The sequence below is a fragment of the Plantibacter sp. ME-Dv--P-122b genome (assembly GCF_030209375.1).
Taxonomy (GTDB): Bacteria; Actinomycetota; Actinomycetes; order Actinomycetales; family Microbacteriaceae; genus Plantibacter.
Genome location: NZ_JARVSC010000005.1, coordinates 23,415 through 35,807 on the forward strand (window position 1 = coordinate 23,415; position 12,393 = coordinate 35,807).

General features: G+C 63.6%; 13 protein-coding genes. 8 read left to right on the top strand and 5 right to left on the bottom strand.

Features of this window, described 5'->3' with window-relative positions:
* Positions 1-7 precede the first annotated feature (7 nt).
* The 5 genes from QRN19_RS11475 to QRN19_RS11495 all read left to right on the top strand — a co-directional run bounded on the left by QRN19_RS11475 (position 8) and on the right by QRN19_RS11495 (position 6,095).
* Entirely contained in the window at positions 8-247 is a 240-nt protein-coding gene (locus QRN19_RS11475) for a DUF2188 domain-containing protein (RefSeq protein ID WP_285027091.1), read from the top strand.
* Positions 248-262: 15 nt separating this feature from the next.
* Positions 263-1,537 (top strand): SIR2 family protein, encoded by a 1,275-nt coding sequence (locus QRN19_RS11480; protein WP_285027092.1) that lies wholly within the window; start codon positions 263-265, stop codon positions 1,535-1,537.
* A complete protein-coding gene (locus tag QRN19_RS11485; RefSeq protein ID WP_285027093.1) occupies positions 1,534-3,519 on the top strand; it encodes an ATP-binding protein in 1,986 nt (661 codons plus the stop codon). The genes QRN19_RS11480 and QRN19_RS11485 overlap by 4 nt, the downstream gene beginning before the upstream one ends.
* Before the next feature lie 14 nt (positions 3,520-3,533).
* Complete coding sequence (locus QRN19_RS11490) at positions 3,534-4,775, top strand: phosphoribosyltransferase-like protein (protein WP_502928178.1); 1,242 nt, start codon at positions 3,534-3,536, stop codon at positions 4,773-4,775.
* A 189-nt stretch (positions 4,776-4,964) separates the two neighbouring features.
* Entirely contained in the window at positions 4,965-6,095 is a 1,131-nt protein-coding gene (locus QRN19_RS11495) for a reverse transcriptase family protein (protein WP_285027095.1), read from the top strand.
* 262 nt (positions 6,096-6,357) lie between these two features.
* On the opposite strand, the gene QRN19_RS11500 is transcribed toward QRN19_RS11495, so the two are convergent.
* The gene (locus QRN19_RS11500; protein WP_285027096.1) at positions 6,358-6,732 is read right to left on the bottom strand and encodes a winged helix-turn-helix transcriptional regulator; all 375 of its coding nucleotides are present in this window, start codon (positions 6,730-6,732) and stop codon (positions 6,358-6,360) included.
* Positions 6,733-6,851: 119 nt separating this feature from the next.
* On the opposite strand from QRN19_RS11500, the gene QRN19_RS11505 reads away from it, so the two are divergent.
* Positions 6,852-7,217 carry a DoxX family protein gene (locus QRN19_RS11505; protein ID WP_285027097.1) on the top strand — a complete coding sequence of 122 codons (366 nt, stop codon included), beginning with the start codon at positions 6,852-6,854 and terminating at the stop codon, positions 7,215-7,217.
* Between the two features lie 79 nt (positions 7,218-7,296).
* Here the strand turns inward: QRN19_RS11505 and QRN19_RS11510 are convergent, their stop codons facing one another.
* The 3 genes from QRN19_RS11510 to QRN19_RS11520 all read right to left on the bottom strand — a co-directional run bounded on the left by QRN19_RS11510 (position 7,297) and on the right by QRN19_RS11520 (position 10,140).
* Positions 7,297-8,547: an MFS transporter gene (locus QRN19_RS11510; protein WP_285027098.1), complete on the bottom strand. Its 1,251-nt coding sequence runs from the start codon at positions 8,545-8,547 to the stop codon at positions 7,297-7,299.
* Positions 8,544-9,071 carry a winged helix-turn-helix domain-containing protein gene (locus QRN19_RS11515; RefSeq protein WP_285027099.1) on the bottom strand — a complete coding sequence of 176 codons (528 nt, stop codon included), beginning with the start codon at positions 9,069-9,071 and terminating at the stop codon, positions 8,544-8,546. Before QRN19_RS11515 ends, QRN19_RS11510 begins: the two co-directional genes overlap by 4 nt.
* A gap of 106 nt (positions 9,072-9,177) precedes the next feature.
* A complete protein-coding gene (locus QRN19_RS11520; protein WP_285027100.1) occupies positions 9,178-10,140 on the bottom strand; it encodes a zinc-dependent alcohol dehydrogenase family protein in 963 nt (320 codons plus the stop codon).
* Positions 10,141-10,226: 86 nt separating this feature from the next.
* On the opposite strand from QRN19_RS11520, the gene QRN19_RS11525 reads away from it, so the two are divergent.
* Complete coding sequence (locus tag QRN19_RS11525) at positions 10,227-10,856, top strand: TetR/AcrR family transcriptional regulator (RefSeq protein ID WP_285027101.1); 630 nt, start codon at positions 10,227-10,229, stop codon at positions 10,854-10,856.
* 15 nt (positions 10,857-10,871) lie between these two features.
* Here the strand turns inward: QRN19_RS11525 and QRN19_RS11530 are convergent, their stop codons facing one another.
* Positions 10,872-11,270 (bottom strand): VOC family protein, encoded by a 399-nt coding sequence (locus QRN19_RS11530; RefSeq protein ID WP_285027102.1) that lies wholly within the window; start codon positions 11,268-11,270, stop codon positions 10,872-10,874.
* Positions 11,271-11,367: 97 nt separating this feature from the next.
* Between QRN19_RS11530 and QRN19_RS11535 the strand changes: the two genes are divergently transcribed.
* Positions 11,368-12,360: a helix-turn-helix transcriptional regulator gene (locus tag QRN19_RS11535; RefSeq protein WP_285027103.1), complete on the top strand. Its 993-nt coding sequence runs from the start codon at positions 11,368-11,370 to the stop codon at positions 12,358-12,360.
* Positions 12,361-12,393 lie beyond the last annotated feature (33 nt).

Here is a 12,393-nt window from a genome sequence, read left to right on the forward strand (position 1 = left end):
GAACCTCATGACCGATCCGAACAAGCGCGTCGTCCAGCGCCGGGACGACGGAAACTGGGAAGTACGGAAGCCTGGCGCCGATCGCGCGAGCGCTGTCACTCCCACACAGACCGAGGGCATCAACCGCGCACGCGACATCCTCCGCAACGACGGCGGAGGCGAACTACAGGTGCGCTCGCTGGAGGGCACCATCCGAGAGCAGGACACGATCCCTCGCGGGAACGACCCTCGCTCGTCCAAGGGCTGAGGGACTGGAAAAAGGATGACGACGAACGACTCCCAGCGCTCAGTTGCGTTCTATAAGGGGAAGACCAACACGCTTGACGCGGAGTCATCCGAAACGATGGCCACTGTGCGTCGGGATATTGCGGACGCGCTCAACTCAAAGAATCTCGCTTTCCTGCTTGGGTCGGGGTGCTCATCGTTCCAACAAGATGGTCGTGAGCTCGGCATTCCCACCATGGGACCAATGGCTAAGAAGTTCATGAACGCCACCACGGGCAAGCATCGAGTTACAGCCACCGATCGCCAGAGGCTGGAGTCGAGCCTGGGACTGAATCTCGATGACGAGAATTACCAAAACAATCTCGAGCGCCTCTTGGAAGTATTGTTCGCTCAAGAACTTGCCCTACGGGCGAGCACGCGGCCGGCGATGCAAAAAGTGCACGCCGTCGTTCTGCGAGTCATTAGCTCTGTCACTGCATATGTTCGTGCCGCCTGCACAGACGGCGAGTTTTCTCGCGGCGACGAGACCGTCCTCAGAACCTACATGCAGTTCTATCGTCGCCTGGCACAGAGGGACCGAGCGCTCCCACGCCCTTGGGTTTTCACAACGAACTACGACCTCTTCAACGAGACCGCAATGGATCGGCTAGGCATCCCGTACATCAACGGCTTCCTGGGGTCGATCGAGCGCCGCTTCAACCCGTCGGTGTTCAGGTACGCGCTCTCCGAGCAACTTGATATCAGCAATCGAAAATGGAGTTCCGTTGACAGTCTGATGTACTTCGCCAAGCTTCACGGATCGGTTAGTTGGGAGTCCCGCGGCGACGGATTGTTTCCTGTGGTGGAGACTGCGCCCTCTCTGATAGAGAGCGACCAATTGCTCATCTATCCCAGTCCGGCGAAACAGAACGCCAGCTTTGCCGCACCCTACTCAGACATGTTCCGTGAGTTCCAAACTCGAGTCGTCCGCGATCAGAGCGTCCTCGTCACCGTGGGATACAGCTTCGGCGATGAACATGTGAACAACATCATTTTCCAGGCACTCACGATCCCCACCTTCCGACTTGTTGCGTTCATCGACCCTTCAGTCAACGAGATGGTGACGAGGCTCAGAGACCTCGATGATCCGCGGATATGGATAGTCGGCACTGAGGACAGACAAGCCACCTGGAAGGCACACTACTTCGCTCCGCTCGTCGAGGACATATTGGCGACCGGCGGTTCCGACAACGCCGAGGAAGCAATCAACTCAGTCCTGACGAATCTTCTCGGGCGCGGGCACACGACTTCTGACAGCGGTGCGCGCCGTTGAGTTCCATCGAACGCCGACGCTCCCTCGGCAAGGTCATCGCAGTCAACGCCGAGAAGTTCACTGTAGAGCTGAACGCCGGCTCGGATAGCTTCACACTTGTCGGGTTCGATGCTCAACACTATGTCGCGCGAATCGGGTCATTTGTCCTGATCCCGTTGCAGACCGAGCACGTCGTAGGCGAGGTAGTCGGTCTCCGCGAACGTGAGCTGTCAGCAAGCGAGCAACTCCAGTCAGAGCTTCAGGACACACACGCACTTCGAGCATTGAAGTTCCTAGATGTCGTCCCTATCGGTACTCTCTCCTTTCGCGCCGAGGATCGGTTCCGATTCGGCGTCTCAGTCTTTCCTGCACTTTACACCGAAGTCCTGTATGCCGAATCGCAGGATCTAGATCGAATTTTTGACTCAACTAACGCGATTGAGGCCGACGAATCATCTGAGACTGAGCCAGTACCCACCCGTTTGCGTGCATTCAACATCGGTACATCTGTCGTCTTTGATGACTACGACGTGAAAGTAGCCGTAGACGAGTTTTTCGGCGGCCACGCAGCGATTCTCGGCAACACAGGAAGCGGAAAGTCCTGCACTGTCGCATCGGTAGTTCAATCTATCTTCACCAAGCACGATGCCCACGCTGCCGTCGGCGCGACGTTCGTGTTCTTCGACACAAACGGTGAGTACAGGCAAGCTTTTACCGACTTGCCGAAGCCAATCAGAAGGCTCTATGCACTTGTTCCAGGGCGCGACGCCCAGGCACCGCCAGGCGCTGACAAGAGGGAGGAGGTCGTCGGGTTCCGGCTGCCTCATTGGTTCCTATCGCCGGAAGAGTGGGAACTACTACTCCGCGCTAGCGACCGAGCGCAGCGGCCGATCTTGAGAAATGCGCTAGGGCTGACGAGTTTGTTCGCGACGAACGACGCAACCCTCATACCGCTCAAGAACCATGTTCTTGCCTCCGCGATACTCGCCATCCTGGCCAGTTCTGAAAGCGCGACGGCGAGCGTCGGCCGAATTCAAGGACTGTTGCTCTCTTTCAGCACGCCGGAGCTCGACCGACGAACTGTGCACCCGCACCTTGCTATCAACTTCGGCGCCTTCATCAACCCCAATGGACTTCCCGACCTTCTGCGCCCACACATTCAAGATGCCGTCGTGCTCCCGGACTATAAGTACGCCCCATTCGAGTTTTCCCTGCTTGAGCAAGCACTCGATCTCGCCATCCTCTACGAGGAGGCGCATGGCAACCGACACGTCCGCGACTACAGCTCATCAATGTTGACGCGATACAAATCGATTCGTGATCGCGCAGAGTTCGTATTCTTGCGGCCGGCTACAACCACTCTGGCTCCGCACGAGACTGACTCGAGGGTTTTCGTAGATAAGTGGCTCGGCCTCATCGAAGAGCAAACCAGTGGCGAACTACGGAAGCGCTCTCAAATCACCATCTTCGACATGAACGAGGTTGAGGACGAAGTTGTCGAGATAGTCTCAGCCGTCGTGACTCGAATGATCTTCGAGCGGCTCCGACGCTCACACGCTCGGAACACCTTCCCAGTAAATCTCGTCCTTGAAGAGGCGCATCGCTACGTCGCCGAGCGCCCATCTGACTTTGCGATTGATGCAACCAAGATATTCGAACGAGTGGCAAAAGAGGGGAGGAAGTACGGTCTCTTCATTCTTCTCGCCTCGCAACGACCCAGCGAACTATCGCGGACCGTACTCTCTCAATGCTCTAACTTCGTCGTACACAGAATCCAGAACCCGGAAGACTTGCAGCACGTTCGACGTATGACGCCGTTCATCTCCGAATCCGTGCTGAGTCGACTTCCGTCTCTCCCGAAACAGCATGCCCTCATTTTCGGCAACTCCGTTAGCATCCCCACGACCTTCCGAGTGCGAGACGCATCACCCAAACCGAAGAGCGACGATTCACCAATCCGTCAGGTGTGGTTCACGAAACGTGATCACACCATCGAGATCTGATTCGGCAGTAACCAATGGCTAGCACCTATCGAGCAGTTCGACCAAGTGAGACTCGGAGAGGTCAGGCATGGTTAACAAATTTCTCTCCCGAAGATGAAGGTCCGGCCCGTCAGCTGCTTGATTCACTGCGTTTCGTATCGCTCAGCGACGTTCGGGCTGGACTACAAGTCCGGCTCCGCTCTCTCATTGCGCAAGGGAAGATCCAGGTCCCAGCGCTCCTGGTTTCCGCACTGTCCATTGAAGATCTCCGCCTCGACGAAGGCCAGACCGCCCCTTCGGTGGCCTTCGAGAGTTTTCAGCTCGATGACCCGATCAACGTTGTGCCAGGCAGCGAAGGCTTCGTTGGTAACCTGATACGCGACCTCGTGTCGCCGGCCCTAGCTGGGACAGATGCACTACTAGCGCCATCTACGAAGTTGAATGAGCTTCGTGACAAGCGATGTCGGTCGATCGTGGTCATCACTGATTACGCGGGCTCAGGGACACAACTCCGAAACTATGCAATGACGCTCGTCCGCCATCCGACGCTAAGGAGCTGGCGGTCATACGGCCTTCTCCGCATACACGCGCTCTCGTATGCCGGATCTTCCCAAGCGCTCGCTACGCTGCAGCGGGAAGATGGTCCCTTCGACGGGATATGGACTGTCGAAACAGCGCCCTCGTTTCAGGACGCGCCTTGGACTGCGAGCCAGCGTGATGCGATCGAGGAGATATGCGCCCGCTATGTACACAAGAAGGATCGGAAGAGAGCGCTCGGCTTCAAGGAAAGTGCGGGGCTCTTCGCAACGGATGCGAGTGTGCCCAACAACCTCCCGCTGATCCTGAGGCAGGCCCACTCCGGGTGGCATCCATTCTTCGAACGACGGACTGTTCCCCCCGATTTGTTCATGGAGCTAGGAAGCTATGCGCCGGATGTGGTCTTCAAGGATGTCGCCACCCGCATCGGCCAGCCCAGGCTGTCAAGCAATCTGGGCGTGAAGTACATGAGAAGTGCCACTGACGAGATGTTTCTCGTTTTGGCCTTGCTGCTCGATCGTTCTCGTTCTGATTCCGACCTTGCTCGGGAACTCAGCAAACCGGTTGCGACTGTCGATTTGCTCCTGCGGGCTCTCCGCACGCTTGGACTGATCGATGACCAGCGCAACGTTACCTCGGCAGGTAAGAAGGAACTGACGACGGGCAAGCGGGCTCCTCGCCACGTCTCCACTGGCATCGAGGGCTCGGGCGCCCCGTACTATCCTGGGAGCATGAGATGAGGGGGAGAACCAGTCTGCTTAGTGATGCAGCCGGCACGTTGTGCCGGCTCGTGGAGTCGACTGGCTCCAGGACGCGGCTGACCGCGTTCAACGGACGAGCTCAGGCTACGCGTGGTGGGGCAAACGCCACCTACCTACGGGGCCTGGGGAGGCGTTCGCCCCACCCTTCGGGACCGGGGGTCAAAGTAAGTGGCTGACTCTTCCCCTCATCTCTACATCGCACAGGGCCTCGCGCAGGGACATGCCACGGAGGTTGTCTCCCGTGCGAGCATTGTTCGCTCTCGATTGCTTGCACATGGTGTCCCGCCAATCCTGAGCTTGCGACATCTGGCCCAACTGACCGGAGTTTCCTATCGCTATCTCCGTGAAATAGTCGGAAGGGTTAGGGACCCGTACCTCGATATCAACCGGCGGAAGCGAGACGGCAGCATCCGCGAGATATCGAGCCCCGAGCCCGTGCTTATGGACGTGCAGCGCTGGCTCCTCCACAACGTGTTCTCATCGGTCCCTATGCACCCCGCCAGTTACGCCTATCAGCGTGACCGTTCAATTGTTCAATGCGCTGAGCAACATGTGGGAGCGCGATGGTTGGTGAAGCTCGACCTTCATGACTTCTTCGGAAGCATCCAAGAGAAACGCGTATTCGATATTCTTCTGCGGCTGGGATATTCGAAGCTCATGAGCTTGGAAATAGCCCGAATTTGCACCCGACTTCGCAACCCCAGGTACGAGGGGTATCAGAACTTCTGGGCGTACAACGCGATCCCGCCCTATGTGGTGGGTAGCCAAGGCGTGCTACCGCAGGGTGCGCCAACCAGCGGTGCCCTAGCCAATACTGTGGCGAGCAATCTTGACGCGAAACTCAATGATTTGGCCGCGTCAAGAGGGCTGGGCTACACAAGGTACTCGGACGATCTCACCTTTTCAGCTGGCCCAGATTACGATCGAAAGCAAGCAACGGCTCTCATCGCCCAGGTCCGAAACATCGTGCGGGACCAAAATTTTGTGCTGCACGAGAAGAAGACACACGTGGTCCCTCCAGGCGCAAGGACTGTCGTTCTCGGCCTTCTGGTGGACTCGCAGCGGGTCCGGCTTCTACCCGAGTACAAGCGCCGCCTTCAGGTTCACGTTCGCGGCGTGGGGAAGTTCGGCCTGGTAGAGCATGCTTCTCACCGCGGGTTTGAGTCGGTTCTGTCGTTCGTGAACCACGTCGACGGCTTGATTGCGTTTGCTGCAGGTGTGGAACATGAGTATGCACAACACATGCGGCGAGCTTGGAATGATGCCTTGGCCAGGAGCGGCTACCCACTGGAGGTCTGAGCTGGCTCGCTCAGGGGACTATGCATGCGGTGGCATCGGCAAGTTGACCAATCAAGTGACGAACAATCTGCAGGCCGTGCAAAATGTGACGAGCAGAGCGCGCTTGTGAACGGAAAACACCAGGTCAGGTGGGTTATGAACCCTCTTCCTGGCACCTGGGGATCAAGGGGTCGCAGGTTCAGATCCTGTCAGCCCTACCATGAAGTCCCGGAAACCATCTGGTTTCCGGGACTTTCTCGTTGTTCGCAGTGTGGCCCGGTGGTCAGAACCGCTCGTCGTATGCCGTTCGACTCGCCTCGATCACGGGGACGTGCTCGCCGGCCCACTCGGCGAGTGCCACCGCATGGGGGATGAGCGACTGCGCGAGGTCCGTCAGCTCGTACTCGACCCGTGGCGGCACTTCCGCGAAGGTGGTGCGGATGACGAGCCCGTCGCGCTCCAGATTCCTGAGGGTGAGGGTGAGCATGCGTCGGGAGATGCCCGGGATGCGCTGCTCGAGCTCGGTGAACCGGAACGGCCCGTCATGGAGCGTCGCGATGAGGAGGAGCGCCCACTTGTCGGCGATGCGGTCGAGGAGTGAGCGGATGGCCTTGCCCTGATCGCCTCGAACCGAACACAGCCTTGCGTAGCGGAACATGGCGCCTCTCGGGACTCGGGTACACACGTGTGCCTTTTGTACGCCGTTTCGATCCGGTCCACACTTGCGTTGGTTACCCATCGTAACCATCAACGCATGCATACACTCGGAGGTAGCTGATGGTCATCGCCTATTGGATCGTTGCAGGACTGCTCGCGGTCCTGTACGTGTACTCGGGCGGCATGAAGCTCGTCCGCTCTGCAGAGCAGCTCCGCCCGATGATGGCGTGGGTCGACGGCATGCCACTCTCGGCGGTTCGAGTGATCGGGCTCCTTGAGGTCCTGGGCGTGGTCGGTCTCATCCTGCCGCCGCTCGTGGGCGTCCTCACCTGGTTGACCGTCGCCGCGGCGGTCGGACTGGTCCTGGTGCAGCTCGGCGGCATCACCCTGCACGTGCGTCGCGGCGAGATCCGGGTACTCGGGCTGAACGTCGCCCTGCTGGTGCTCGCCGCCGTCGAGATCTGGCTGGCGACCGTCTGGCTGTAGCGATGGCGGGTCGCCGTGCGCGCAGCCGACCAGTCCTCGGGCGGGGCTCTCCGTTCCGCGAGGGGCGACTCCGGCTTCGTCAGCCTGGAGGCGAGGTGCCGGCGGTCACGCCACGGACGCTTCGCGTCGACACCGCGACGATCGAGGCGAGCAGCACGACGAGGGCGCATCCGATCAGGGTGCGCGTCGTCCCGAACGATTGCGCGAGTGGACCCACCAGGGTCTCGCCGAGGGGGACGGCGATGAACGACCCCACCATGTCGTACGAGTACACCCGCGACAACGCCTCGCGCGGGACGTTGGTCTGCAGGGATTGGTCCCAAGCGATGGAGAAGAGCTCGAGCGCTATCCCGCCGAGCCCGAATGCGACCAGCAGCACCGGGAGGGACGGCAGTAGCCCGAGCGCTGCGACCGGGACGGCGGTGACAGCCATGAGTCCGACGCCGATGGCCAGCGCTCGCTGTGACCGCCAGCGCAGCGCGACCAGGGCACCCACCGCGAGGCCGGCCGCTTGCGCCGCGACGATGAGCCCCCACGAGGCGCGGCCGAACGAATGGTCGGCGACGACGGGTCCCAGAACGGTGGTCGCACCGACGAAGGCGGCGTTCAGGACCGCGAACTGGGCCACGACGATCCAGATCCAGCGCCGACCGGAGAACTCGCGCCAGCCGTCGCGAAGGTCGGAGAGGATGGACCCGCTCGACGCCGATCTCGCGGTCTGCGCGAGCCGCATCCAGCCGTAGCAGACGGCAGCCAGGGCGAAGGAGGCCGCATCGACGGCAAGTCCCACGCCTGGCCCGACCACCGCGACCACTCCTGCCCCCGCGGACGCGCCGAGGATGGTCCCGCCGTTCAGCCCGAGCCGCAGGAGCGCATTCGCGGGGCGAAGCGCTGCAGCTGGGACGGTCTCGGCGACCATGGCGGCGGACGCGGGGAGGCTCATGGCGGCGACCGCACCATTGACCACGCTCAGGACGACGAGGGACCAGATCGCCGCCGTCCCGGTCAGCACGAGCGCAGCGACCACCCCCTGCGTGATCGAAGCGGCGAGCGAGGTGCCGATGAGCACGACTCGGCGAGGGAGTCGATCGGCGATCACGCCGCCGAACAACAGTACGGCGACGTTCGCGACGGACCGTGCTCCGACGACCAGCCCCAGGTCGGCGGCAGATCCGGTGAGATCGAGGACAGCGAATGCCAGTGCGATCGGTGCCGCGGCGTTGCCGAGCACGCCGACGGTCCGAGCAGCGAGGAGCCAGCGGAACGCCCCGTGTCGCAGTGGGCCGCCGGTCTGCTTTGCGGTCGACGACCCGGGGACCGCGCCGGTCACGAACGCTTCATGGGGAAGAGCGCGGCCGTCATCGACACCGGCATCGTGCCGGGAGTACGCGGCCGTTGTGCAGCGGCGTGGAGGAGTGCCGAGGCCTCGCCGATCCGGCGGACGACCTGTCGCCAAACCTCCGGCTCCACCCACAGTTCGGCATCGGTGGAAACCGACGGCCCCGGGCCGCGCCGGCGTGCACGACGCTGCAGCTCTGCATGGAGGGCGTCGTAGTACTCCATCTGCTCCTCCCTGAGGTCGCCGGAAGCGGATTGAGCTGCGGCAAGGGAGAAGGGCTCGGCCGACGCCTGATGCCGGTATCGCTTCGCTTCCCCACCCCGCAGCCGGACCACCTCCACGACCCGCACCAGCCCGGCGCGCTCCAACACCCGGAGGTGGTAGCTCGCCGTCGCCTGGGTGTACCCGAGTTCGCGTCCTGCCTCGGCGGCGCTCATCGCGGCACCGGTCAGTAACGACAGAAGTCGGAGACGGATCGGGTGGGCGGTGGCGCGGAGTTCCTCGAGCGTGGACATGCCGCCATGTTCGCGCCCGAGCCGCCGACCGTCAAATGTGTCTTTGGGGGTTGGGTCGGGGAGTGACCCATTCCCGGGCTGAGTGACGCCCGCGCAGCCGGCCCGGTCAGGGCACGAGCACGATGCGCCCGAACACGTCCCCGGCGTCCATGAGGCGGTGCGCCTCGGCGGCTTCGCTCAGTGGCAGGGTGTCGTGGACCACCGGCGAGAGCGTGCCTCGGACGGCGTCGTCGAACACCTCGGCCCGGACCCGGGCGAGGTCCTCGCGCGGCACGGTGTCGAGGCTCAGGGTTCCGAAGGTGATCGATCGGCGGAAGCCGGCCAGCAGAGCCGTGCCGAAGTCGGCGGGCGGGAACCCGCCCACCACGCCCACGGCGATCAGGCGGCCGTTCGGCGAGAGCCGCTCGATGAACCGGGGGAGGTCGGGGCCGCCGACGATGTCGAGGATGACGTCGAACTCGGCCGGGGCGTCCGTATCGCCTGCACCGGAGCGGTCGAGCACGTGGGTTGCACCGAACGCCCGCAGTCGATCCCCGCGTTGCGGGGACGACGTGGTGACGGCGATGACCCCGGCACCGGCCCGAGCGGCCAGCTCGACGCCGGCCAGGCCGATGCTCCCGGCGGCCCCGCGCACGAGGACGGATTCGCCCGCGGCCAGGCGAGCGCGTTCGAGCGCGAAGTGCGCGACCGGGAACGCGCTCCCCAGCGTCACCGCCTGGAAGGATGTCAGGTCGGATGGCAGCTCGACGATCTCGTCTGCTCGCGCGATCACGTACTCGGCGTACGCGCCCGAGGTCCCCGTGAACGCCCAGACCCGTCGACCGACCCACGCGGGGTCGACGTCGGGCCCGGTCGCCGTGATGACGCCGGCGGCTTCGCTCCCCGGGATCATCCCCGAGTCCCGGGTGGCTTCGGCGATCCCGCCCCGGCGGATCACGACGTCGACCCCGCCGACGCCGGCGGCCTCCGTTTCAACGAGGACCTCACCGACCCCGGGCGTGGGGACGGGCAGGTCCGTCACCTCCATCCCACTCGGGTCGCCGAAGGTCCGGATGATCACTGCGCGCATGGGTGCACTCCGTTTCACGGCGGGGGGTCTGACCCGCCTCCCGAAACGTAACGGACGCACCCGTCCACTTGAGTAATGTGAGACACATGTCCGCGACACTGCCTCAGAACCTGCGTTCCGACGCGCAGGAGAACCGTGACCGCGTCCTCGCGGCGGCCCGCGAACTGTTCGGGACCGACGGTCTCCACGTGACGATGCGAGAGATCGCCCGACGAGCCGGCGTCGGGCCGGCCACCCTCTACCGACGGTTCCCGACCAAAGCCGATCTCGTCAGAGCCGCCTTCGTGAACGAGCTCGACGCCTGCCGCTCGATCGTGGTCGACGCCCTCGCGGACGTCGACCCCTGGCACGGCTTCCGCGGCATCGTCGAGGAGGTCCTGGTCCTCAACGCTCGGAACCGGGGGTTCACGGACGCGTTCCTCGCCGCCTACCCCGATGCCGTCGATTTCCGGACCCAGCGCGAACAGGCCGTGCGGGCGATCACCGACGTCGCTCGTCGTGCCATCGACGCCGGCGCGCTGCGCGCGGACTTCGTCCTCGACGACTTCCTCGTGGTCCTGCTCGCGGCTCGCGGACTCTCGAGGACGTCGGAGACGGAGCGCGTCCGAGCTGCGCGACGCTACGCCGCACTCGTGATCGACGGACTGCGCGCGTCCGACCGGCACGGACCGCTCCCTCCGGCGCCGCGACTCATCCCGAGCGTCATCCCGGCGTAGCCCGCCGGTGCGGGTTCACGATGCGACGCGTTCGCCTGCGTCAGCGGTGATCGGGGTGAAGACGTTCACGAGGTTGCCGTCGGGGTCGCGGAACAGCAGCGACCGGTTGCCCCACGGCATGTCCGTCGGCTCGTTCACGAACGTCTCCACGACGCCCTGGAGCGTCGCGTAGACCGCATCGACGTCGTCGACGAGGAAGTCGAGGATGACGGATCGATTGGCACGCGGCGCGGCGGCGTGCTCGCCCAACAGAGGGATGGTCGCTGAACTGGCGATGGCGAGCGTGCCGGTGTCGGTGCGCACCTCGGCGAACAGCGGGTGCAAGCGTGCCGCGGTCACGCCGGTGACCCGCTCGTAGAACGCGACCAGAGTGTCGACGTCGTCAGTGATGATCCGGGTGGCTGCGAATTGCATACGTGTCTCCTTGGCAGGCGGGGTTGCCCCGCGGGTGCGGCGGCGGTGACGACGATAGAACGAATACCGGACAGTTTCCGCCCGGTATTCTCATCACATGGGAACCGCCGGCTCGCCGATCGCTCGTGCGTTGCAGCTCCTGGAGCTGCTGCAGTCGGCGGAGATCCGCAGCGTGCCTGAACTCGCGGAGCGGTTGAGCGTGGATGAGCGGACCGTGCGTCGCTCGGTGCAGCGGCTCGTGGACATGGATGTCCCGATCGAGTCGGTGCGTGGCCGCTACGGCGGGTACCGCCTCGCCGCCGGCCGACGGGTGTCACCGGTCATGCTCTCCGACGAGGAGGCGGCCGCCGTCTTCCTCGGCTTGAGCGAAGCCCAATCGACCTCGGACTCTCCGGATGTCGCAGCGCAGATCGCCCTCGCGAAGATCCGGCGTTCCCTCCCGGCCGCATCCGTGGATCGCCTCGATGCGGTCATGCACGCCGCAGCGCTGAGTTCGTCCCGCCTCGACGTGCCCGACGCCGGCGTCCTGCTCACCGTGTCGGATGCGCTCCGAGCGAGGCGTCCCCTGGAACTGCGCTACCGCAGCGCGGAGGACACGCCCTCGCGCCGCACGGTGCACCCGTACGACCTGCTCGTCCATGCCGGTCGCTGGTACCTCGACGCATTCGACGTCGAGCGAGCGGAGGAGCGCACCTTCCGTGTCGACCGCATCCGATCCGCGCGGACGCTGCCCGGCGTGTTCTCGGCGCCGGTTGCTCGAGCGGAGCGTCCTCGACTCGTCGATCGCTTCGCGGGGGCGGACTACCGATGGCACGTCCGGTTGCGCATCCAGGCGAGCGTCCCGCAGATACGGGCCCACTTCCCGGAGAGCGTGGCCGTCGTGGAGCCGATCGAAGATGCACCCGGCTGGCATCGGGTCTCGATCCGTGCCAAACGCCTCGACTGGCTTCCAGCGGTGATCGCCGGGCTGGGGGATCACGCGGTGATCATCGACGAGCCCGAGGACCTCCGCGAACTCCTCGATGCGACAGCGACGCGGATGCTCCGCATCGCGCGCGGTGCGGACGGAGCACCGCCGATCCCTGAGTAGGGCGCGACCCTGCGCATCACCTCGAAGCACGCC

Excerpts from the sequence above, each read along its gene's own strand:
- QRN19_RS11475 (WP_285027091.1), top strand. The coding sequence starts at position 8 with ATGACCGATCCGAACAAGCGCGTCGTCCAGCGCCGGGACGACGGAAAC.
- QRN19_RS11535 (WP_285027103.1), top strand. The coding sequence starts at position 11,368 with ATGGGAACCGCCGGCTCGCCGATCGCTCGTGCGTTGCAGCTCCTGGAG.
- QRN19_RS11500 (WP_285027096.1), bottom strand. The coding sequence starts at position 6,732 with ATGTTCCGCTACGCAAGGCTGTGTTCGGTTCGAGGCGATCAGGGCAAG.
- QRN19_RS11480 (WP_285027092.1), top strand. The coding sequence starts at position 263 with ATGACGACGAACGACTCCCAGCGCTCAGTTGCGTTCTATAAGGGGAAG.
- QRN19_RS11490 (WP_502928178.1), top strand. The coding sequence starts at position 3,534 with ATGGCTAGCACCTATCGAGCAGTTCGACCAAGTGAGACTCGGAGAGGT.
- QRN19_RS11520 (WP_285027100.1), bottom strand. The coding sequence starts at position 10,140 with ATGCGCGCAGTGATCATCCGGACCTTCGGCGACCCGAGTGGGATGGAG.
- QRN19_RS11525 (WP_285027101.1), top strand. The coding sequence starts at position 10,227 with ATGTCCGCGACACTGCCTCAGAACCTGCGTTCCGACGCGCAGGAGAAC.
- QRN19_RS11505 (WP_285027097.1), top strand. The coding sequence starts at position 6,852 with ATGGTCATCGCCTATTGGATCGTTGCAGGACTGCTCGCGGTCCTGTAC.
- QRN19_RS11530 (WP_285027102.1), bottom strand. The coding sequence starts at position 11,270 with ATGCAATTCGCAGCCACCCGGATCATCACTGACGACGTCGACACTCTG.
- QRN19_RS11515 (WP_285027099.1), bottom strand. The coding sequence starts at position 9,071 with ATGTCCACGCTCGAGGAACTCCGCGCCACCGCCCACCCGATCCGTCTC.